General features: G+C 57.8%; 24 protein-coding genes. 13 read left to right on the top strand and 11 right to left on the bottom strand.

Features of this window, described 5'->3' with window-relative positions; translation table 11 throughout:
- Positions 1 to 17: 17 nt before the first annotated feature.
- Complete coding sequence (gene greA, locus I6I72_RS02210; RefSeq protein ID WP_201807384.1) at positions 18 to 539, bottom strand: transcription elongation factor GreA; 522 nt, start codon at positions 537 to 539, stop codon at positions 18 to 20.
- Positions 540 to 789: 250 nt separating this feature from the next.
- On the bottom strand, positions 790 to 1,275 hold the full coding sequence (locus tag I6I72_RS02205; RefSeq protein WP_049145254.1) for a DUF4307 domain-containing protein: 486 nt from the start codon (positions 1,273 to 1,275) through the stop codon (positions 790 to 792).
- A gap of 92 nt (positions 1,276 to 1,367) precedes the next feature.
- On the opposite strand from I6I72_RS02205, the gene mca reads away from it, so the two are divergent.
- Genes mca through I6I72_RS02185 form a run of 4 tightly spaced genes read left to right on the top strand, consistent with a single transcriptional unit; the run spans position 1,368 to position 3,774 of the window.
- A complete protein-coding gene (mca, locus tag I6I72_RS02200) occupies positions 1,368 to 2,261 on the top strand; it encodes a mycothiol conjugate amidase Mca (RefSeq protein ID WP_005529967.1) in 894 nt (297 codons plus the stop codon).
- A gap of 3 nt (positions 2,262 to 2,264) precedes the next feature.
- Positions 2,265 to 2,579, top strand: coding sequence for a hypothetical protein (locus I6I72_RS02195; RefSeq protein WP_005529966.1), 315 nt, complete (start codon positions 2,265 to 2,267; stop codon positions 2,577 to 2,579).
- Between the two features lie 46 nt (positions 2,580 to 2,625).
- Positions 2,626 to 3,396, top strand: a complete 771-nt coding sequence (locus I6I72_RS02190; RefSeq protein ID WP_005529965.1) for an isoprenyl transferase — start codon at positions 2,626 to 2,628, stop codon at positions 3,394 to 3,396.
- A 6-nt stretch (positions 3,397 to 3,402) separates the two neighbouring features.
- Positions 3,403 to 3,774: a flavodoxin domain-containing protein gene (locus I6I72_RS02185; RefSeq protein WP_152681346.1), complete on the top strand. Its 372-nt coding sequence runs from the start codon at positions 3,403 to 3,405 to the stop codon at positions 3,772 to 3,774.
- On the opposite strand, the gene coaA is transcribed toward I6I72_RS02185, so the two are convergent.
- On the bottom strand, positions 3,733 to 4,659 hold the full coding sequence (gene coaA, locus I6I72_RS02180) for a type I pantothenate kinase (RefSeq protein ID WP_049145253.1): 927 nt from the start codon (positions 4,657 to 4,659) through the stop codon (positions 3,733 to 3,735). The two genes, I6I72_RS02185 and coaA, sit on opposite strands and share 42 nt — an antisense overlap.
- Before the next feature lie 147 nt (positions 4,660 to 4,806).
- Here coaA and glyA point away from each other — a divergent pair, with 147 nt between their 5' ends.
- Genes glyA through I6I72_RS02165 form a run of 3 tightly spaced genes read left to right on the top strand, consistent with a single transcriptional unit; the run spans position 4,807 to position 8,780 of the window.
- Entirely contained in the window at positions 4,807 to 6,108 is a 1,302-nt protein-coding gene (gene glyA, locus I6I72_RS02175) for a serine hydroxymethyltransferase (protein WP_005529962.1), read from the top strand.
- Between the two features lie 37 nt (positions 6,109 to 6,145).
- Positions 6,146 to 8,083, top strand: a complete 1,938-nt coding sequence (locus tag I6I72_RS02170) for a chorismate-binding protein (RefSeq protein ID WP_049145251.1) — start codon at positions 6,146 to 6,148, stop codon at positions 8,081 to 8,083.
- The gene (locus tag I6I72_RS02165; protein ID WP_049145248.1) at positions 8,073 to 8,780 is read left to right on the top strand and encodes an aminotransferase class IV; all 708 of its coding nucleotides are present in this window, start codon (positions 8,073 to 8,075) and stop codon (positions 8,778 to 8,780) included. Before I6I72_RS02170 ends, I6I72_RS02165 begins: the two co-directional genes overlap by 11 nt.
- 25 nt (positions 8,781 to 8,805) lie before the next feature.
- Here the strand turns inward: I6I72_RS02165 and I6I72_RS02160 are convergent, their stop codons facing one another.
- A complete protein-coding gene (locus I6I72_RS02160; protein ID WP_046645446.1) occupies positions 8,806 to 9,168 on the bottom strand; it encodes a DUF5997 family protein in 363 nt (120 codons plus the stop codon).
- Between the two features lie 153 nt (positions 9,169 to 9,321).
- On the opposite strand from I6I72_RS02160, the gene I6I72_RS02155 reads away from it, so the two are divergent.
- The 5 genes from I6I72_RS02155 (at position 9,322) to I6I72_RS02135 (ending at position 13,869) form a co-directional block, all read left to right on the top strand.
- A complete protein-coding gene (locus I6I72_RS02155; RefSeq protein WP_034657176.1) occupies positions 9,322 to 10,113 on the top strand; it encodes a LysR family transcriptional regulator substrate-binding protein in 792 nt (263 codons plus the stop codon).
- 107 nt (positions 10,114 to 10,220) lie between these two features.
- Positions 10,221 to 10,823 carry an LGFP repeat-containing protein gene (locus I6I72_RS02150; RefSeq protein ID WP_049145245.1) on the top strand — a complete coding sequence of 201 codons (603 nt, stop codon included), beginning with the start codon at positions 10,221 to 10,223 and terminating at the stop codon, positions 10,821 to 10,823.
- Positions 10,824 to 11,119: 296 nt separating this feature from the next.
- Entirely contained in the window at positions 11,120 to 12,478 is a 1,359-nt protein-coding gene (locus tag I6I72_RS02145) for a PhoH family protein (protein WP_049145242.1), read from the top strand.
- A 121-nt stretch (positions 12,479 to 12,599) separates the two neighbouring features.
- The gene (locus I6I72_RS02140; RefSeq protein WP_049152251.1) at positions 12,600 to 13,169 is read left to right on the top strand and encodes a GNAT family N-acetyltransferase; all 570 of its coding nucleotides are present in this window, start codon (positions 12,600 to 12,602) and stop codon (positions 13,167 to 13,169) included.
- Between the two features lie 166 nt (positions 13,170 to 13,335).
- Positions 13,336 to 13,869 (top strand): type 1 glutamine amidotransferase domain-containing protein, encoded by a 534-nt coding sequence (locus I6I72_RS02135; protein WP_049152252.1) that lies wholly within the window; start codon positions 13,336 to 13,338, stop codon positions 13,867 to 13,869.
- 101 nt (positions 13,870 to 13,970) lie between these two features.
- On the opposite strand, the gene I6I72_RS02130 is transcribed toward I6I72_RS02135, so the two are convergent.
- From I6I72_RS02130 to glpX, 5 genes are all read right to left on the bottom strand, one after another.
- Positions 13,971 to 15,572, bottom strand: a complete 1,602-nt coding sequence (locus tag I6I72_RS02130; RefSeq protein WP_049145238.1) for an MDR family MFS transporter — start codon at positions 15,570 to 15,572, stop codon at positions 13,971 to 13,973.
- Positions 15,566 to 16,177: a TetR/AcrR family transcriptional regulator gene (locus tag I6I72_RS02125; RefSeq protein WP_005529943.1), complete on the bottom strand. Its 612-nt coding sequence runs from the start codon at positions 16,175 to 16,177 to the stop codon at positions 15,566 to 15,568. The genes I6I72_RS02130 and I6I72_RS02125 overlap by 7 nt, the downstream gene beginning before the upstream one ends.
- Before the next feature lie 125 nt (positions 16,178 to 16,302).
- Positions 16,303 to 16,419, bottom strand: a complete 117-nt coding sequence (locus tag I6I72_RS02120; protein WP_080986220.1) for a hypothetical protein — start codon at positions 16,417 to 16,419, stop codon at positions 16,303 to 16,305.
- Between the two features lie 230 nt (positions 16,420 to 16,649).
- Positions 16,650 to 18,050 carry a class II fumarate hydratase gene (locus tag I6I72_RS02115; protein WP_049145235.1) on the bottom strand — a complete coding sequence of 467 codons (1,401 nt, stop codon included), beginning with the start codon at positions 18,048 to 18,050 and terminating at the stop codon, positions 16,650 to 16,652.
- 286 nt (positions 18,051 to 18,336) lie between these two features.
- Positions 18,337 to 19,350: a class II fructose-bisphosphatase gene (gene glpX / locus I6I72_RS02110; RefSeq protein ID WP_005529940.1), complete on the bottom strand. Its 1,014-nt coding sequence runs from the start codon at positions 19,348 to 19,350 to the stop codon at positions 18,337 to 18,339.
- Positions 19,351 to 19,593: 243 nt separating this feature from the next.
- On the opposite strand from glpX, the gene I6I72_RS02105 reads away from it, so the two are divergent.
- Positions 19,594 to 20,214: a DUF4245 domain-containing protein gene (locus I6I72_RS02105; RefSeq protein WP_005529938.1), complete on the top strand. Its 621-nt coding sequence runs from the start codon at positions 19,594 to 19,596 to the stop codon at positions 20,212 to 20,214.
- Here I6I72_RS02105 and I6I72_RS02100 read toward each other — a convergent pair.
- Both I6I72_RS02100 and I6I72_RS02095 read right to left on the bottom strand, forming a co-directional pair.
- Positions 20,207 to 20,569, bottom strand: a complete 363-nt coding sequence (locus I6I72_RS02100) for a hypothetical protein (RefSeq protein ID WP_049145234.1) — start codon at positions 20,567 to 20,569, stop codon at positions 20,207 to 20,209. The genes I6I72_RS02105 and I6I72_RS02100 overlap by 8 nt on opposite strands.
- A complete protein-coding gene (locus tag I6I72_RS02095) occupies positions 20,569 to 20,889 on the bottom strand; it encodes an exodeoxyribonuclease VII small subunit (protein ID WP_005529934.1) in 321 nt (106 codons plus the stop codon). The genes I6I72_RS02100 and I6I72_RS02095 overlap by 1 nt, the downstream gene beginning before the upstream one ends.
- Between the last annotated feature and the right edge of the window lie 55 nt (positions 20,890 to 20,944).

Raw genomic sequence — 20,944 nt, 5'->3', positions numbered from 1 at the left:
AAACTAAGAATATGAAATTAGGCCTGGCGCGGAGTTGCGGCCTTAGCTGAAGCATACGGCGCTGCGGATTCCACCGTGACCGAAATGGTCTTGCCATTTGGTGCGGTGTACTCGCGGGTCTCACCTTCATGCGCTCCGATCAGGGCGGCACCCAGCGGGGACTGCTCAGAGTAGGTCTCAAGATCCTTGTTGTCAGAAGCAGCAGCGCGGGTACCGATGAGGAAGGTTTCCTTATCGTCCTTGTCACCGTTGTAGTAAACGTGAACCACGGAACCGATGGCGGCAACACCCTCCTGGATAGCGGTGCGCTCAGTGGTGGCGTTTGCCAGAACCTCAGAGATCTGCTTAATGCGGGCCTCTTCCTGGTCCTGCATCTCGCGGGCTGCGTCGTAGCCAGCGTTCTCCTTAAGGTCGCCTTCTTCGCGTCGCTCGTTGATTTCCGCAGCGACTACCGGGCGGTGGTCAATAAGCGCTTGCAGCTCTGCTTCAAGCTTGGCCTTGGTTTCCGGGGTGATGTACTGCTTCTGCTGCTCAGCCATAGTGCAACCTTCCGTAAAGCGGGGAGAATCTAAAATATTGTGGGCCTTATACAATTGCGGGCCCACCTAATGGAAAAGGTCAGCTCCCACCGTGCAAACTCGCAGGAGGTGCGACCTATCCTAAGCGCTACAAATCCTAGCACACGCGGGTGATTATCACGGCGTCGCCTAGCGCAACAGTTCGGGAAGCTGTTGTGGGATAGAACCGTTGTGAGTCAGCTTTGCTGCTGTGCTGAGCAGATGAGCCGGTTTAGCTAGTGGACTGCTCCACATAGTCCGGTTTATTCATGTTGAGATAGCTCGGCACGTTGCCCGAACAACCGTAAACGCCGCCGGCTACCGCGCGGTGGTTAGTGGGGACGTCGACAGCAATGCGTTGCACCTCAGCGCCGCCGGCAGGAACAGCAAATTCGCGGCGGCCCACCTCAGCCTTGGAGTAATCGAAGGCCTGGACAATGCAGTACGCGTCCTCATCGATGTGGTTGCGGGTGACGTCAGCCCAGACGCGGATGGAGTCGTCGGACAGTACCTCGTGCGTGACGTAGGAGATGCTGGCGTTGACCTCCTCGCGCTTTTGGAAGTACTGGACACCATAAAAAATCGCGGCGATGAACATTGCCGCGAAAACGAGCACAATGGCCTTATTAGTAAAGCTTGAGGTCTTAGTCGCAGAGTTGTCTGCCGAGGGGCGGGCACCGTAGCGAGCACCTGAACGAGGGGTACCGGCGGAAGTCATAGTCAATAGTCTATCCAACACTCAAGATTTTCAAACTATCCACTACACTGGACCCCTGTTCCTATACCAGTGCTAGAGGAGATGAACCCACAGTGAGCGACAAGCGCCTGCTAGCCATCCACGCGCACCCCGATGATGAATCCTCCAAGGGTGCCGCCACTACAGCTAAGTATGCAGCCGAGGGCGCAGAAGTGCTCGTTCTTACCTGCACCGGCGGCGAGCGCGGTGACGTTATTAATCCCGCCATGGATAAGCCAGGCGTTAAAGAAAATATGGGAGCCATCCGCCACGAAGAGATGGCACAAGCCGCGAAGGCTCTCGGCGTTAAGCACCAGTGGCTCGGCCATGTTGACTCTGGTCTCCCCGGTGGTGATCCATTCGATCCGGAACTTAAGAGATTGCTGCCCGAGGGCTGTTTTGCTCTCATCCCAGACGATGAGGTAGCGCAAGAGCTAGTGAAGACGATTCGCGAGTTCCGCCCCCAGGTCATCATCACCTACGACGAGATTGGCGGCTACCCGCACCCAGATCACCTCATGGTGCACCGCGCATCCATGATTGCTTGGGAGAAGGCAGGAGATCCGTCCTACCACCCAGGGCTCGGCGAGCCATGGGAGCCACAGAAGCTTTACTACACTCACGGATTTGTCTATCAGCGCATGAAGCTCTTCCACGACCTTCTCGAGGAAGAAGGCAAGTCCAGCCCGTACGGCCCCATGCTCGCGCGATGGGACACAGCATTCGGCGACATTATGGCAAGAGTGACCACTCAGGTTGAGTGTGCAGACTACTTCCAAAACCGTGATGACGCCCTGCGTGCGCATGCGACGCAGATCGATCCGGCCGGCGCGTTCTTGGCCACATCCGTAGAGGTCCAGCAGCGCCTGTGGCCAACGGAGGAGTTCGAGCTTGCGCAGACTCGTGTGTCGACTGAGCTTCCAGAAAGCGATTTATTTGCAGGAATTACTGAAGTAGGGGAGTCTTAAGATATGAGCGCAATTGATTCGCTAGTTCTTGCTGCAAGTGACATCCAGACCAATGTCTTTTTCCTTGCCCAGGGTGCAAAGGAAGGCCCCATGGGCCCAGAGTTCGGTAAAGCTTCACCTATCGGCCTGTTGATCCTCGCCCTGATGGGCGCGGCCGTCCTGTTTGCTGGCTGGAACTTCCACCGCCGCTACTCCCGTTTCCGCCGTCGCACCATGTTTGCTCAAGACCATGGCATTGATCCTTTCGACGACGAAGCCGTCGATGCGGCAATGAAGGAAGCCGGTGTATTTGACAACAGTAAGCGTTCTTTCTTGTAGGCGAAGTTCTATGCGTCGAAACCGGAATGTTGTGTAAGGAAAAATAGTGAGCTTCCTGAGCCAGTTGCTGTACCCCGTCTATGAGGCACGTTTGGCGCGCGCGATTAAAGGAAAACCGCAGCCACGCCACGTAGCCATCATGGCGGACGGAAACCGCCGCTGGGCTCGGGAAGCCGGCTTTACTGATATCAGCCACGGTCACAGGCAGGGCGCAAAAAAGATCAGTGAGATGATCTCGTGGTGCAAAGACACTGACATTGAGGTCGTCACCATCTATCTGCTGTCCACGGAGAATCTTAAGCGCAGCACCCAAGAAGTGCAGCTGCTCTTCGACATCATCTCCGACGTGGTAAAGCACCTGTCCGAGGGGGACTTGGACTGCCAAATCCGACTCGTTGGACACCTTGATTTATTACCTGCTGAGGTTACCGAGAAGATGCGCGCCGCAGCGCAGGCCACCGAGGACAACAAGGGCGTCATCGTCAACATCGCCGTGGGCTATGGTGGCCGCCAGGAAATCGTCGACGCCGTCCAAAATCTCATCCGCGACGAGGCTCAGAAGGGGCATAGTACAGAGGAAATCGCCGACTCGGTGACCGCAGATGCCATCACTAGCCACCTCTACACCAAGGGGCTGCCGGACCCAGATCTGGTCATCCGCACCTCCGGTGAACAGCGTCTTTCCGGATTCTTGCTCTGGCAGGCGGCATACTCCGAGATCTGGTTTACTGACACTTATTGGCCGGCATTCCGCCGCGTCGATTTCCTCCGAGCGCTGCGTGATTACTCGCAACGCTCCCGCCGTTTCGGAAAGTAGGTCTCCATGACCACCGTAATCTTCGACTCTGTTTACGGTTCTACCCACCGCTACGCCCAAGAGCTGGCAAATCAGCTCAACGCCGAAATCTTGCCGCTCGCTGACGCTAAGAATCAAGCACACCTGGACAAGCTGGGCGTCGACAAGCAACCGCTCATCGTCATGTCCCCGGTGCATGGCCCATCGATTACCGCCGCCGATTTTGTAAAGAAGCATGACTTTGGTGACCGCCCAGTGGCCGTCGTGGTCGTTGGGATGACGCTGCTTGAGGAAGCGCGCGCGAAGGATCAACTTTGCGGAGCTGGCGCCCATCGTTCAATGGGCACAGCGCAACTCCTAAAGCTTGCGCATGCGCACCTTTTCCACCAAATGGTGTGAGCCTTTGCGCAGCACGAGTGAGGCGCGGGGACGCGTGGGCAGAATATTTTCCACAAGATTTGGCAAGTTGATGGACTGCCAAATCTCGCGGGCCTGCGCGCGGGCCTCGCTGTCATCCATCTCCGCATAGGAAGCAAAGTGCGCGCCCGGCTCACGGAACGCGGTGTGGCGTAGGTGGAGGAAGCGCTCGATGTACCAATGCTCAATGTCGTCCACCCGCGCGTCGACGTAGACGGAGAAGTCGAACAGATCCGAGACCATCAAGGTAGGGCCCGTCTGCAGGACGTTGAGGCCCTCCAGAATCAGGATGTCGGGACGGCGCACCACCTGGTATTCATCGGGCAAAATGTCGTAGGAAATGTGCGAATACACTGGCGCCTTGACCTCAGCCTTGCCGGACTTCACGTCGGTGACAAAACGCATGAGTTTGCGGCGGTCATAGGTCTCTGGAAAACCTTTACGCTGCATGAGGCCGCGCTCGTTGAGAGTATCCGCGGGGTAGAGGAAGCCATCGGTGGTGACCAGATCCACTTTCGGGTGGGAATCCCAACGCTGGAGCAACAATTGGAGTACACGGGCGGTGGTGGATTTACCTACCGCCACCGAACCCGCGATGCCGATGACAAAAGGAACGTGTGCGGGGTCGTTGCCCAAGAATTCTTCGGTGGCGGCGGTCAGTTCCTGGCGTGCTGCGACCTGCATGTGAATAAGACGCGACAGCGGAAGGTAGACGTCAGCAACTTCGTCGAGATCAATGCGATCACCGATACCGCGAAGCGCCTCAACTTCTGTGGCGGTAAGAACCTGGGGCATCGACAAGCGTCGCTGGCGCCAGGTTTCGCGGTCAAAGTCGAGGTAAGGACTGGTGTCGGTAATACGCGCCATTGCCTAATTGTCGCACTTCATCGGTCCTTGGTGAAAGTTGCATGTATTTAGTGGCTGCAACAGCCCCCGCGTGGGGGCGTGGCAGTTAATATGTAGAGCAGGTTTGAACCGACCTTGTAAGCAACCGAGAAGGGAATCAACGCTTCCATGACTGCCAACAACTCCGCAGACGTGCGCTACCAAGAGATGCGCGAGCTGGACCCGGACGTATTTAACGCCATTAATGGTGAGATCGCCCGCCAGCGCGACACCCTTGAGATGATTGCATCTGAGAACTTCGTCCCACGTGCCGTTCTGCAGGCACAGGGTTCCGTCCTCACCAACAAATACGCTGAGGGCTACCCAGGGCGCCGCTACTACGGTGGTTGCGAGCACGTTGACGTCATCGAAGATCTGGCGCGTGACCGTGCCAAGGAGCTCTTCGGCGCTGAGTTCGCTAACGTCCAGCCGCACTCCGGTGCGCAGGCAAACGCTGCGGTTCTGTCCACCCTGGCGGAGCCGGGCGACAAGATCCTGGGTCTGTCCTTGGCACACGGTGGCCACCTCACTCACGGCATGAAGTTGAACTTCTCGGGCAAGCTGTACGACGTCGCCGCATATGAGGTTGACCCAGAGACCATGCGCATCGACATGGACAAGCTGCGCGAGCAGGCCATCAAGGAGCAACCGAAGGTCATCATCGCCGGCTGGTCCGCATACCCGCGCACCCTGGATTTTGCGGCCTTCCGCTCCATCGCCGACGAAGTTGGCGCCAAGCTGTGGGTGGACATGGCCCACTTCGCTGGTCTGGTTGCTGCAGGCCTGCACCCATCTCCAGTTCCGCACGCTGACGTTGTCTCCACCACGGTTCACAAGACCTTGGGCGGCCCACGCTCCGGTCTGATCCTAGCTAAGCAGGACTACGCTAAGAAGATTAACTCCAACGTCTTCCCAGGTCAGCAGGGCGGCCCACTGATGCACGTCATCGCTGCTAAGGCTATTGCTTTGAAGATCGCCGCTTCGGAGGAGTTCAAGAAACGCCAGGAGCGTACCCTCGAGGGCGCACGCATCCTTGCTGAGCGTCTGACCGCTGCTGACGCAAAGGCTGCCGGCGTGGACGTTCTGACCGGCGGTACCGACGTGCACCTGGTTCTGGCTGATCTGCGCAACTCTGAGCTCGACGGCCAGCAGGCTGAGGACCTCCTCCACGAGGTGGGCATCACCGTGAACCGTAACGCTGTGCCGAACGATCCTCGCCCGCCGATGGTTACCTCCGGCCTGCGTATCGGTACCCCGGCGCTTGCTACCCGTGGCCTAGACGCAGCTGCGTTCACTGAGGTTGCTGACATCATTGGTACTGCTCTGGCACAGGGCAAGAACGCTGATGTCGAGACCCTGCGCGGACGCGTTGCCAAGATCGCTGAGCAGTACCCGCTCTACGATGGCCTCGAGGACTGGAAGCTCGTCTAAAAGCTTCCTTCCAAGCTAATTCACACAACCCATTGCCATGCACCTGCTGATCGTCGATAATCACGATTCTTTTACCTTCAACCTCGTGGACTACGTTCGGCGGGTGACTGGCACTGAGCCTACGGTGGTGCCTAATGACACCCCGTGGGCTCAGGTGGATCTGGCGCTTTACGACGCCGCCATCATCTCACCCGGGCCAGGCACCCCGGCCAACCCTGCTGACTTGGGAATCAGCGCGGATGTGCTGCGCGAGTTCGCCGGTCCTATTCTCGGCGTGTGCCTTGGACTCCAAGCGATGGTGCACCTAGAAGGCGGTGTAGTCGGCCCAGCCCCCGCCCCTGCACACGGCGTGGTTGACCACGTTGACCATGACGGGACTGGCCTGTTCGCGGGCCTTGAAAACCCGTATAGAGTGGTGCGCTACCACTCCCTGGTCACTCACGAAGTCCCTGAGTGCTTCAAGGTCACCGCCACCTGTCGCGCCACTGATGCGCCCCACGACGTTTCCTTGAACACCCTCGTCATGGCGATTCAACACCGTAGCCTGCCGCGCTGGGGCGTGCAGTTTCACCCTGAATCCCTGATGACGGACGCAGGGGAGCGGCTCATAGCCAACTTCCTCCAACTCGCTCGGCACTACTATGCAGCCGAGTACTTTGCGGTGCGTACCCTCGACGAGCCGCTGCCGATCAAAGACATCGCCAGGAGACTGCGCGGCAATGTCTTTTGGCTAGACGCTGGCCGGTTCGGCATCCTGGGCGACGATTCAGGCCCGCGTGCGCGGCATCTGAGTTACACAATTTCAGCAGGGGATGATGCGGGATTCTTTAATCATGCTGCGCGTGAATACGAAGAGTTTGTCCTGCCACCGCGCGTCGGCGCGCCCATTCCAGGCTGCGACTTTGCGCTGGGCTGGGTGGGTTACCTGGGATACGAGATTGGACTCGAGGAGGCACATACCGCCTTCCCGCCGGCACCTGGCCCGGACGCGGAGTTCGTGTTCTGCGATCGAGCAATCGTTATTGATCATGAAGAGAACAAAACCTATTTGTTGAGCTTCGCGGACGATGCCGATTGGGATTTGCCACCAGTTAAAGCTCAGACGGGGACATCAAAGCCGTGGGAATCCTCGGGCAGGCTCATACATGACGAGGCGGAGTACTTGCGCCTCATCGCAGCAGCGCAAGACTTTGAGGTACGCGGCGAGACATACGAGGTATGCCTGACCAACCGCATTGAGCTGGAACCTTTGCCGCAGCCGCTGGAGACTTTTTTGAAGCTGCGCGAAGACAATCCCAGCAAGCGCACGGGATACCTGGGCTTTGCTGGAAACGCATTGCTCTCGACGTCGCCTGAGCACTTCTTGAGCATCGACGAATGGAGCATGGTCTCCTCAACACCGATTAAGGGAACCAGCCCGCGCAGCGCGGACCCCGCAGAAGATGCTGTGCACAAGGAGCTGCTGCGGGACGCCAAGACCACCTCTGAACTGCTCATGGTCGTGGACATGGTTCGCCATGACTTGGCCCGCGTGTGCGATGGCGTCACGGTGCCACGTGGCTTTGAGGTGCGCAGCTACGCTACGGTGCATCAGCTTATGTGCGAGGTGACCGGACGGCTCAAGACCAACGCTAGCCCGGTTGACGCTATCCGCGCGGCCTTTCCCGGTGGTTCCATGACAGGCGCGCCCAAGGAACGCACGATGCGCATCATCAGCGAGCTGGAGGGCACGTGGCGTGGCGTCTATTCGGGTGCCTACGGCTACCTCTCGCTGACCGGTACTGCGGACTTCTCCATGGTCATCCGCTCCGTCGTGAGCAATGAGCGAGGTGCCTATTACGGAGTGGGCGGCGCGATCCTCGCCGTGAGTGATCCGGCAGCCGAATGGGAAGAAACCATGGTCAAGGCCCGCCCGCTTCTCAATCACCTGGGGCTTAGCCCTGCGCAGCTGCAAGGTGGCAGTCATGGCGCGTAGTGAGGATAAAGCTGCGGCCCACAATGAGGCGCTTGCCGATACGCGGGTGGATTCCTTCCTTGTACGGGAGGGGAGAGCCATCCGCCCGGATCTGCATCGCGCGCGTTTTGGCGCGGGCTACCCGGCGCTTGACGACGCCCCGCAGCACGGCGAGTGGTTCCCCCGCGTGACGGTCGGCGGCGTCGTGTGGCGCCCGGCGCCACGGCTGCGCACTGAAACCACGCTGTGGGTACCTCCCACACCTGATCCGCGCATACATCCGCTGACCAAGGGCCCGGACCTAGCGCTGCTGGGCACGCTGCGCGCCGAAGCCCAAAGCCACGGCGCGGATGATGCACTCCTTTATGGTGAAGAAGGCGTAGTACACGAGGCGGCCAACGCTGCTCTCATATTTTTCGACGAGGAGGGGCCTGCCATGGGGCCCGCGAATTGGGTGCTGGAATCGACCACGCTGCGCGCCACGGTTGAGGCAGGTCTGATGCCTAAACCGCGCCGGGCGGAGATTCGGCTTGCGGAAGCGCTGGAGCTGCAAGCCTGGTGCGCGAGCGCTTTGCATGGCTGGACGCGAGTTACCCGATGGATTGTAGAGGGCAAGATGGTGCAGGCAGCAGCAAACACAGCAGACCCAGAAAACACAAAAACCGGGCGCATCAACGCCCGGCTGTGGGAAAGCGCGGTCGATGTAACCGCGCGGTAGCTCCCCCGCTTTTGTCTGCTGGAGCTTAGTCTTCCGACTCGCCCGAACCATCGCGGTTCTCGGCATGTGCCTTGCGGGCAGCCTCCAGCCACTCTGGCATTTCGGCGAGGAGCTCCTTGATCTCGGCGGTGGTCATCGGACGATCCACGTCATTCTTCTTAAGGGCCGTGACCGAGATGCCGAGCTTCTGCGCGACTACCGGGCGTGGGTGCGGACCCTCAAGGCGCAGCTTGACCAGCCACTCCGGCGGATTGTCCTGTAATTCGCGCAGCTCCGCGTGCGATACTGCGTTATTTTGGAATTCTTCCGGGGTAGCGGGCAGGAAAATGCCCAGCTTCTTAGCAGCGGTCTGAGCGCGCATAGCGGTGCCGGAAGGTTGTTTATTCATGTCATTCACGTTGCCTACGGTAGCAGTATTGCGCAGTACATGTCATGCCTATGTCATGCCGCAAGTTAGGGCTCGTGTTATCCCGGTGGTGCTGTGCCCGCCGCGTAACGATGCCCGCGATAGCACCCAGTAATATTGTCTAATATTGTCTGCATGCTGCGACTCGTCTTTAGTACCGGAACAGAACCAGGGAAATGGTTTGAGCGCTACCGGTCGAACCCGGACTACGGTGGCCTCACCACGGTCGACTCCGACGATGCCATCGACACCTTACTGGCGGGCGACGCCGACTTGGCGCTGGCGCGCGTGCCGGCGGACGGCGTCGACAAGCGCATTAGCGATGACTTCCATATGGTGCGCCTGTATGAAGAAGCCGTGGGCATCGCCGTGCCGAAGGACTCCGTCTATGCCGAGGTAGGGGAGGATGTGGAGCCTGCGGACGTGGCGGATGAGTACGTGAACTATCGCATTGGCGATGACGCACTGGTCGATGTTCCCGCGGTCCGCGAAGGACTCCAGGTGGTGGCCGCGAACGTGGGTATCGTCATCGCGCCGCGGCCTTTGCTCAAGGTGCTGAGCAAAAAGCAGGTGGTCCCGCTGGGGCTTAATGATCCAACCGTTGCGCGGACCGCTATTGCGCTGGTGTGGTCAAAGGAACGCGATGCTGATGACGTCCAGGCTTTCGTTGGCGTGGCCAAGGGGCGCACCAAAAATTCTTCGCGCGGTACCGCGGTAAAACTCAGTGCTCGAGAGAAGTCCAAAGCAAAGCAGGCGCGCCGGGAGGCTCTGGCCAAGGAGCAAGGCAAGGCGCACAAGCAGAACAATGCTAAGAAAAAGACCAGCGGTGGGTCACAGGCTGGTAACAAAAGAGCTGTTCAGGGACGAAAAAATTATCTGTTATCAAAAAGTAAGAAATCCTCTCAGCGGGGGAAACGGCGGAAATAGGCCATTTTCCTTGTCAAATCGCGGAAAATTAGGTGGCTGCTGTGAGCCTTCCGTCCGTAGCGTTATTTGTGTTCCTACGAAAACAAATTTAGAAAAGAACGTAGCCCATGCAGAAGATCACCCGTCGTTTCACAGCAGGGCTCGCAGCAGCTTCCCTTTCGCTTGCATTAGTAGCGTGCTCCGACGCTGAGGACGCAGCTAACTCCGCAGGTGACGCAGCTAAGTCTGCAGCCAACGAGGCAACCGAGAAGGCTGGTTCCGCTGTCGCTGACGCAACTGGCGCGAAGGGCTCTGAGTCTGAATCTGAGGGCGCAGATGCTTCTGAAGGCGCTGCGGGCAAGGACTCTGGCGAGAAGAAGACCATTAGCACCCCAGCGGGCGATTTTGAGGTTCCGGCAGCATTCGCTTCCGCAATCGAGGAGAAGGCTGGCGAGTGGGGCGATGTCCAGAGCATCGAGAACACTGACGCCGGTTCCCTAGCAACCTTCGCGGAAGACAAGCTGCTTGCCTTCAACGAAGAGTCTGGTGCGCAGCCAATCATCGGTAAGATCGCTGAAACCTGGAAGGGCGAGGGCGGCCTTGCTAACAAGGTTGGTCTGCCGACCGCTCCTGAGCAGGCAGAAGGCAACGGCTGGGTCCAGAAGTTCACCAACGGCACCATCAAGTGGATGAAGGGTGCCTCCGGCCAGTACGAAGCTACCGTTGAATAAGCTCGTCGATTAAGCTTTCACCGCTTTATCCCTTGGTTCAAAGAGCCAAGGGATTTTTTCGCGTTTTCGCAATGTTCATCTTTCACCCATGTAATTTCAACCTTCGGCCCCTAGCTTGGAAGACAACCAAGAGGAAAGCTATCGGCGAGGACCATCACCGTGGCGGAGCTTCTTGGGTTTCGAAAATTAACCAGCTTCACTACCGCTACTTCCTCGCAATCCATGCGGCGCTGACATTGCGCAGTGCACGTGGAAACACGCGGGGAGGTGGCAGCTAAAGGGAGAACCCTGCCATCATGACTAACCCGTCTGTCCTGACCGAATCGATGCACCCGGGCGCTGTGGCCACCAAGACCTACGTTATTGATACCTCCGTCCTTCTTTCAGACCCGTGGGCGCTGCGCAAATTTGCAGAGCACGAGGTCGTCCTTCCTATCGTTGTCATTTCCGAGTTGGAAGGAAAGCGTCATCACCCTGAGCTTGGCTGGTTCGCCCGTCAAGCTCTTCGCTTTTTGGAGGACCTTCGTGGCTCTTATGACGCCTTGGATCAGCCGGTTCCAGTAAACATTGATGGCGGAACGCTGCGCGTAGAGCTCAATCACCAAGACCAGTCCCTGCTGCCAGCAGCATTCCGTGGGTCCGAAGGTGATCACCGTATCCTTGCGTGTGCGTTGAACCTGGCTCATGAGGGCAAGGACACGGTACTGGTAACCAAGGATGTACCGCTGCGTGTCAAAGCCGGCGCGGTTGGGCTCCCCGCGGATGAGTATCACGCACAGGACGTTGTGCTTACTGGTTACACGGGCATGGCCGTAGTGCAGACCTCTCCCGATGTCGTTGACGCGCTCTACCGTGATGGGGAAGTCATGGTCGATGGTGCACTGACGGAGGCGGGCGTTGCCGTAGAAGAGCTGCCTGTGCATTGTGGCGTGACTCTGAACGCTGGCGGTCAGTCGGCATTGGGGCGTGTTACAGCAGAGGGCACCATTCGCCTGGTCCGCGGCGAAGCCAATGCATTCGGCTTGCAGGGCCGTTCAGCAGAGCAGCGAGTGGCGTTGGACCTCCTCTTGGACTCCGATGTAGGGATCGTATCTTTGGGCGGACGCGCCGGTACAGGTAAGTCAGCCCTGGCGTTGTGCGCAGGACTGGAAGCGGTTCTCGAGCGGGGGGAGCACCGCCGCATCGTGGTCTTCCGCCCGATGTATGCAGTGGGCGGCCAGTCTCTGGGCTACCTGCCAGGCACCGAGTCCGAGAAAATGAATCCGTGGGCACAGGCGGTCTACGACACCTTGGAGGGGCTGGTCTCTGACAACGTGATGGAGGAAGTGCAGGATCGCGGTTTGCTCGAGGTCCTGCCGCTGACGCACATTCGCGGACGCAGCCTTCACGATTCATTCGTCATCGTGGACGAGGCACAGTCTTTGGAGCGTAATGTCTTGCTCACGGTTCTTTCCCGCTTGGGTAAGGGTTCGCGCGTGGTGCTGACTCACGACGTCGCCCAGCGCGACAATCTACGCGTGGGCCGCCACGATGGTGTCCAGGCGGTGATTGAGAAGCTTAAGGGGCATCAGCTCTTTGCACACATCACGTTGCAGCGATCGGAACGCTCGGCCATCGCGGAGCTGGTCACGGACTTGTTGGAAAACGAAACATAAGCCGTGCACACAGTGCTTGGCGACGTCGCGTTTATCCCACGTGCCCAGGGATGATCACTGCTAGCTAACGCTGCATTATTTATATAGCCGTATAGGCAACCGTCTTGGAATAATAAAGAACATGACAGAAAACAAACCCGCGAAGAATTTCACTATTCGTCCGTTCGTCACGGCCGACTATCCCCAAATGCGGGCGATTTATGAAGAGGGCCTGAACACCGGCCACGCGACGTATGAGACGCGTTCGCTTACCCTTGAGCAATTCACCAAGGCAAAGATCATGCCCTCCGTCTTCGTTGCAGTTGAAGCTGACGATGACTCCAAAGTCTTGGGCTGGGTTTCCGCTGCCCAGATTTCCTCCCGGTCGGTGTTCCACGGCGTTGTTGAGGACTCCATCTATATCAGTTCCCAGGCACAGGGGCGCGGTATTGCAGGTGCTCTTTTGGATAAGCTCATTGCGACCTGCATCGACCTACATAAATGGGCCATTCACTCCTGGATTTTCCCGGAGAACGAAGGCTCGGCAGGCCTGCACAAGTCGCGCGGATTCGTCAAGGTTGGAACTTACTCGCACATGGCGAAGATGACGTACGGCGAACTGGCGGGCCAGTGGCGCGATACCGACGTCTATGAGCTGCTGCTTCCTAAGCCGGAGGAAAAGCGCAAGGCGGCGCAACCAGTAGCCGATTAGGTACCAACTCTGTGTTTGCTGTTCTCAATGTGCGAAGAGCTTGAATTGCAGGGGGCTTGACGCCCGGCATGCCGTTGACAGGGATGGGCTCCACGGCTCTGCGAGAACTGCGAGTCGCGGTTATGGTGGGAACTGTACTTAGCAACGAAACACTAAGGAGTAAATCATGGCGGATCTTTCCACTAAGACAATTGCCATTATCGCAACCGACGGTTTCGAGGATTCCGAACTGACGTCGCCGGCCGATGCCGTTCGCGAGGCGGGTGCAACCGTAAAGGTCATTGCCCCTGAGGCAGGCACCATTAGCGGTAAGAAGGGCGCAAGCATCGACGTCGATGCAACCACTGCTGATGTACGAGGTGAGAAGTTCGACGGAATCGTGCTCCCTGGTGGCACGGGTAATGCAGATGCACTGCGTATGGACGAAGCCGCAGTGGAAATCGTGAAGAAGCACGTTGAGGCAGGCCGTCCACTGGGCGTTATCTGCCACGGTGGTTGGATTCTTACTGACGCTGACGTGCTCAAGGACCGCACTCTTACGTCGTTCCCATCGCTCAAAACGGATCTGCGAAACGCAGGTGCAACCTGGGTGGATGAAGAAGTCCACGTCGATCAGGGCCTCGTATCTTCCCGCACCCCGGATGACCTTCCTGCGTTCAATGCGAAGATCGTTGAGGAATTTGCTGAGGGCAGTCACTAGCGAGATATAGCAAAGAATCCCCGGCTCAACAGGTACTTTGGCTGTTGAGCCGGGGATTTTGACGTATCGGTTGCGAAGCTACCGTCCTAGAGAAGGTGCCGCTAGGAGATTTCTTCCTTGAGGTGTTCCTCAGTAATTGGAAGCACGAGAAGCAGCGCCACGATGGCTAGTGGGACCATCAGCAGGATGACTGGGGTGAGGCCGTCGTTGTAGGCATTCAGGATGACAGACTGAATTGCATCCGGAAGCTGTACAACGAGGGAAGGAGTCAAGTGGGAAGAACCGCCGCTTGCGGCTGCGAACTGCTGTGCATACTGCGCGCCCTCAGGACCCATGGACTGGATTGCTGCTGGCATATTTGCTGCCATTTCATCCTTCATGTTGTGGATGAAGAGCGAGCCAACCAGGGAAGCTCCCACCGCAGCGCCGATTTGGCGGAAGAAGTTGTTGGCCGCAGTCGCAGTACCAACCAAAGCGATGGGGAAGGAGTTCTGGACAATGAGGACCAGAACCTGTTGCACGAAGCCAAGGCCCACGCCGAAGGCAAAGAACTCAGCGCTGAGCTGAACCAGGGTCGTATCCACGGTCAGCTTGGACATCCAGAACAATGCGCCCGTGGTGATGATAAGGCCGATGATTGGGTACATCTTGTAGTGGCCCGTGCGAGCGATGATGAAGCCCACGATGGTGGAAGTTCCGATGAGGCCGACCATCATCGGAATCATCATGAGTCCTGCCTTGGTCGGGGTAAGGGTGTGAACCATCTGCAGGTAGGTAGGCATGTAGCCGAGCACGCCGAACATAGCGAGGCCCAGAACAGTGCCCGAAGCAGTGGTCAGAACCATGTTGCGATTCTTGAACAGGTGCACTGGGATGAGCGGTTCCTTCGCCTTGGACTCGACGATCACGGTGATGATGGCGCCGATGACAACGGTGATTCCCAGGCCAATGATGATTGGGTCCGACCACTCGTACTGAGTGCCGCCCCAGGTGGTCATGAGAATGAGGGAAGCAGTGGTGATTGCGATAAAAGTTGCGCCCAAGACGTCGAACTTGCGCAAATCGGTATCGCCAACGCGTAGGTGCAGGACCAACGTGCAGACGGTGATTGCGAGTAGGCCAAGCGGGATGTTCATCCACAGGCCCCAACGCCAACCAGGACCATCCGTGAACCAGCCGCCAAGGACTGGGCCAAGCACGGAGGACAGGCCGAAGACGCCGCCCATGATGCCCATGAACTTGCCGCGCTCACGGGCGGTTGTGACCTCAGCGATGATGGACTGGGAAGAAATCATCATGAATCCAGCGCCGAAGCCCTGGATTGCGCGGCCAACAATGAGCCAGTTCATCGTGTTGGAGAAGCCGCCGAGCGCGGATCCAATCACGAAGACAGCAATGCCGCCGATGTAGAGCCACTTGCGGCCCACCATGTCACCCAGCTTGCCAGAGATCGGCATGGCGATGGTCATGGTGACCAAGAAGGCGGAGATGACCCAGCTCATGTGGTCCACGCCGCCGAGCTCACCGACGATGGTAGGCAGAGCAGAGGAGAAGATCATCTGGCCCAAAGAGCTCATCAGCATGGTGAGCACGAGGGCGGAGAAGACCAAACCGACGTTGTTTTCTTTCTTTTCTGCAGCTGCGGCCTTGGCCGGCTCGGCTGCACCGACATTATTTGCCGGAGTCAGTGCGGTATCTACCATTTCAGTCCTTTGGAAAAATTAATCACGAGTTTTAATGCGTCGTCGAGGCGATCCTCGAATGGGGTTGCGCAGTTGATTTCAGGGGAAGCGGTGGCAATCCATAGCGCTTCTCGAACGATGGCGCCGATGAGCAGCGCCTCCGTTTCCGGCAGAACATCCGGACACAAGCTGAGCTCGGGGTTCTTCTCGAGTCGCAGCTTGATGAGTTCTGCGATTTCCGTGGACTTGGCTCGCTTGCGGCTAAACGACGCCGCGGCCGCGTCCGGGTCTCCTGCAATGCGACGGCGTCTCGCAGCAATTTCATGGTTGGCGTGGTGGCCGCGCATGTGGGTCTTGACGAGTTCAACGGTCAGATGCAGAAGATCTTCAGTTGGAGTTTTAAGGAAATACGTCCGCTGATCGTCCGAAAACATCTCGCTCGGGGAACCGAGTACAGCGGAGTCTTTAGAATCGAAGTAGTTAAAGAACGTGCGCCGAGAAATTCCTGCATGTTCGCAAATTTCCTCGATCGTGGTAGCGGAGAATCCGCGCTTGTCCACTAGGGAAGTGGCCGCGTCTTCGATGCGTAGCCGCGTTTCGAGGCGCTTCTGCTCGCGTAATGACATTTCTTCTTGCACACTGTGCAACTTTACACTCGATGCAACTTTGCACCAAGTGTAACTTCGGTGATTCTTAAACGACGAGCGGAAGAGTGTGCTCTAGGTCCTAGGGGTTGTTTGCATACCTTGGTTTAGATCTCGTTGGTGTATTTCGCACGAGCAATGGAGTAGCAGCCATTAAGGGAGAAACCAATGGCTGTGATGATGGGAAGTGCGGCGCCGAAAGGCTGCGCGGCAATGGCCGCCATGGCGCCGGAGTTCGACGCTTCGCCGGGCGCACCGCCACGCGCTGCTTATTTAGCAGCATCGGATGCTGCGGCTTGGGCATTACGGCCGACGTTTCGTGAGTTCATTCCTCCGATTGTGCCTAGGTCTGTAGACGAGGAAAGAAGAAAGCCTTCCTCCGCCCAGAATCTCAGTTGAGGGCGTAGAAAGGCCTTGGTCGTAGCGGACTTAGCGCGGTGCTAAGTCATGGCTTTTAGAAGCGGTCACGCTCGCGGTTGGTCATGGACAGAACGTTGAGGCGCTCATCCAGCTCAGCCTCGGTGAGGTTCTCACCGTCTACGAAGCCCAAGTCGATGACAGCTTCACGCACGGTCATCTTCTGGTACAGGGCGTGCTTAGCTGCCTTGGCTGCGTTTTCGTAGCCGATCTTGGAGTTCAGCGGGGTAACGATGGAGGTGGAGGACTCAGCGAACTTCTTCATGCGCTCCTCGTTAGCCTCGATGCCATCGACGCACTTCTCGGCGAAGACGCGGGAGACGTTGGCCAGCAGGCGAGAGGACTCGAGTACGTTACGAGCCATCACTGGGATGAAGACGTTGAGCTCGAAGTGGCCATTAGCGCCACCGAAAGCGACGGCTGCGTCGTTGCCAATAACCTGGGCTGAAACCATGGTGGCAGCCTCACACAGAACAGGGTTGACCTTACCCGGCATGATGGAGGAGCCCGGCTGCAGATCCTTGAGGTGGATCTCAGCGAGACCGGTCAGAGGACCGGAGCCCATCAGGCGGATGTCGTTAGCAATCTTGTTGAGGGAGACTGCAACGGTGCGCATTGCGCCGGAGAACTCAACGAGGGCGTCGCGAGCCGCCTGTGCCTCGAAGTGGTTCTCAGCTTCCTTGAGCTCCTGGACACCGGTGAGCTTCTTGAGCTCTTCGGTTACCTTTGCGCCGAAGTCAGCGGAGGTGTTCAGGCCGGTGCCGGTTGCGGTACCACCGATAGCCAGCTCGCCTAGGCGAGGCAGGGTAGCTTCGATGCGCTCGATGCCGAGCTCAATCTGGCGAGCGTAGCCACCGAATTCCTGGCCCAAGGTAATTGGGGTTGCATCCATCAGGTGGGTGCGGCCGGACTTAACGACGTCCGCGAACTGCTTTGCCTTCTCGGTAAGAGATGCATGCAGAACCTTCAGGCCCGGGATGAGGTCGTTGACTGCGGCCTCGGTAGCTGCCACGTGGGTAGCAGTTGGGAAGGTGTCGTTGGAGGACTGGCCCATGTTCACGTGGTCATTCGGGTGAATCTCAACGCCGTTGTTGTGGGCGATGGAAGCGATAACCTCGTTGGTGTTCATGTTGGAGGAGGTACCAGAACCGGTCTGGAAGACGTCGATCGGGAAAGCCTCGTTGTGCTTGCCCTCAGCGATTTCCTTTGCGGCAGCGATGATGGCATCAGCCTTCTCTGCATCGAGCGCGCCGGAGTCCTTGTTGACCTGGGCGCAGGCTGCCTTGAGCAGGCCGAGGGCGCGAATCTGCGCAGTCTCAAGGCCGCGGCCAGAAATCGGGAAGTTCTCTACAGCACGCTGGGTCTGTGCACGCCACAAAGCGTCAACAGGAACCTTCACTTCACCCATGGTGTCGTGTTCAATGCGGTACTCAGTCATGAAATCCACCTCAAAAGAATGTGTTGAATAAAGATGTTTATTTAGCTGTCCGCACCACAGCTTCCAGACGTCGAAGAGGATCGAACGAATCTGCAAGTAGTGGTTGCGGAATACGATTTAGCAGAATTGTGTTGCCCGGCACGGTGCGTGGTGTGGGCGGCACGCTTCACTTCATCCAGTATGGACTAAAAAGCGCGCAAATGTGCAAGATGCACGCCCCCAAAAGTTAGGCAAGCATCAGCAAGATTCCTCCGGAGAAAATCCGCAGGATTTTTGCCGCTAAGGCTTAGGCGTCGGCCGCGTTGGAGTAATCAACAACGGAGTATTCCTGCAGCTTAGCCAGCTTGTGAACGGAATCGATGTAACGAATGGTGCCGGACTTGGAGCGCATGACCAACGAACGGGTGCTTGCGCCATTTGCACGGTAGGAGACGCCGCGGAGCATGTCACCGTTGGTAACACCGGTTGCCGCGAAGTAGCAGTTATCAGAAGAAACCAGATCATCGGTCTTAAGGACGCGGTCGAGGTCGTGACCGGCCTTGCGAGCCTTTTCAGCTTCGGCCTCATCCTTAGGCCACAGCTTGCCCTGGATTTCGCCGCCCATGCACTTCATTGCGCATGCGGTGATGATGCCCTCTGGGGTGCCGCCGATACCCATCATCAGGTCGATGGAGTTGGAGTCCTGGCAGGTGGCGATGGCGCCTGCGACGTCGCCATCCATGATGAGACGGACCTTTGCGCCAGCTGCGCGAATATCGCTGATGAGCTGCTCGTGACGTGGACGGTCAAGGACCACAACCGTCAGGTCAGCCGGCTTGATGCCGAGCTTCTTGGCCACCGAGTTGATGTTCCACTCAACGGACTCGTTGATGTCGATAGAACCCACACCTGCAGGACCGACGGCAATCTTGTTCATGTAGAAGACTGCGGATGGGTCGTACATCGTGCCGCGCTCGGCGGCAGCAATAACGGAAATGGCGTTCGGGCGGCCTTCCGCCATCAGGCGGGTTCCGTCAACTGGGTCAACCGCGATGTCCATGGCTGCGCCCTCGCCGGTACCAACCTCTTCGCCGTTGAAGAGCATTGGGGCCTCGTCCTTTTCGCCCTCACCGATGACAACAACGCCGTTCATGGCAACGGAGTTGATGAGCTTGCGCATTGCATCCACAGCTGCGCCGTCGCCCTCATTCTTCTTGCCACGGCCGACCCAGCGGCCGGAGGCCAACGCTGCGGCCTCGGTGACGCGAACCAGCTCCATTGCAAGGTTGCGATCTGGCATGAAAGAAGTGTTTTCGGACATGTGTTTAGGCTGCCTTCCATTCATTTTTCTTGCGGCCGCTGGGAGCTTCCAGGGCACTCCTTTCTATTCTTGCACTTTTGCATCGATTTGTAGTCCGCTTTGTGCCCCCGAAAGAGGGCTTTTGCCCGATCCGGGGGCAACTGAATAGGAAACTTGCTGCATATCGGTTTTCGAGAGTGTGTGATTCTTCTTTAAGTACGCGGCTTTTCGTTACGCAACAGTGTGCATGGAATACTGGTCTGCGTGGCAGCTGAAGAGAAACCCAAAATTTTTGAGGGCGCCAAAGACATCATCTTGTCTTTGGGAGTGACCGTCATCGCGATGCTTCTGGTTGTGGGAGCAACCGGTTTGTGCACCATCAACCCAGAGACCAAGCCTGGCCCAATCCAAAACGTGGACGCCAAGACCTTTTTGGAGATGGAAGCGCGTGCAACCGGTTCGGTGATTCGTGAGCCGAAGATGCCGGAGGGATGGTCACCAACCGCGGCCCGTAGGTCCGCTGTCGCTGGTGAAAACGCGGCGGTTGTCAGTTGGTTGACTGCTGACGAGGGCTACATTGAGTCGACTCAGACCAAGGTTTCTGCTGAGGAAGCTGAAAAGGGTTATGACTCTAACTACCGTGCGGAGCAGTCCGAGCGAGAAGTCGCCGGTCTCAAGGTTAAGGTTCTAGAGAGCGAAGACGCGGACGTGCGGCCGCTGTGGATTGCGGACCTAGGCGATGCCCGACTGATCCTTTCTGGCTCTGCCGCAGACGCCGACTACGAGACGGCGCTCAAGGCATTTGCCGAAGCCCCAGTGCTTCATCACAGCGAAGACGGAAGCGCCGAGAGCGCTCCGTCTGGGTTACCTGCACCAACTAACTAAAAGTGACAGATTCCAGCTGCTCTTCGTAGCTGGTAGTGACGCCCTCGCCAGCAGTTTCCACTGCCTGTGCGAGGGTTTCTTCGTCTAAACCGCTCAAACGGGTCTTGGCTAAGTAGATATCGACGCGCTCGCGCTTCGACTTCTGCGGATGGATGGTTACCGAGCGCAGCTTGTCCTCGCTAAAGCTTAAGACGATAGACCCGGAGAAGTAAGAGATTTCATTTTCGGACGCAGTGTGCGGTGTGCCGAAAAATTCCTCTGCGAGGTTGCGGGGATCCCCGAACAGGAGCGAACCTGCGGAACCTGACTTGGATACGAAATCGACGCGGTCACCTGGGTAGCCGTAAATCTGCATTAGAACTCATCCTCGGGGTTTTCTTCAAGGGACTCGTCTGGGTAGCTGTTTGCTGGTGATTCCCCAGCCTCCGACTCTGCGTCTACACGGCCCAGTGCTTGTTCGACGCGGCGCGCTGCACCATCAAGGTGCGCCTCGCAGGCCTTGGCCAAAGCCTCGCCGCGCTCCCAGTACTTCAGTGATTCGTCGAGCCCCATCTGGCCGAGCTCCAGGATCTTTACGGTCTCGATGAGTTCGTCACGAGCCTGCTCGTAGGAGAGTTGCTCTACTGGCGGAAAAGCATCTTGGCCCGGGGTGCCGGAACCGATGGTGTCATTCATATTTCCCTCTAACTTCTATCTTGTGGTTGTGTTCTTCGTAGCTGTCTTGGGTTGC

This window comes from Corynebacterium striatum (genome assembly GCF_016728105.1).
In the GTDB taxonomy this organism is placed as follows: Bacteria; Actinomycetota; Actinomycetes; order Mycobacteriales; family Mycobacteriaceae; genus Corynebacterium; species Corynebacterium striatum.
Note: the sequence above shows the minus strand (reverse complement) of the source record. Positions and strands in the feature narration are given on the sequence as shown.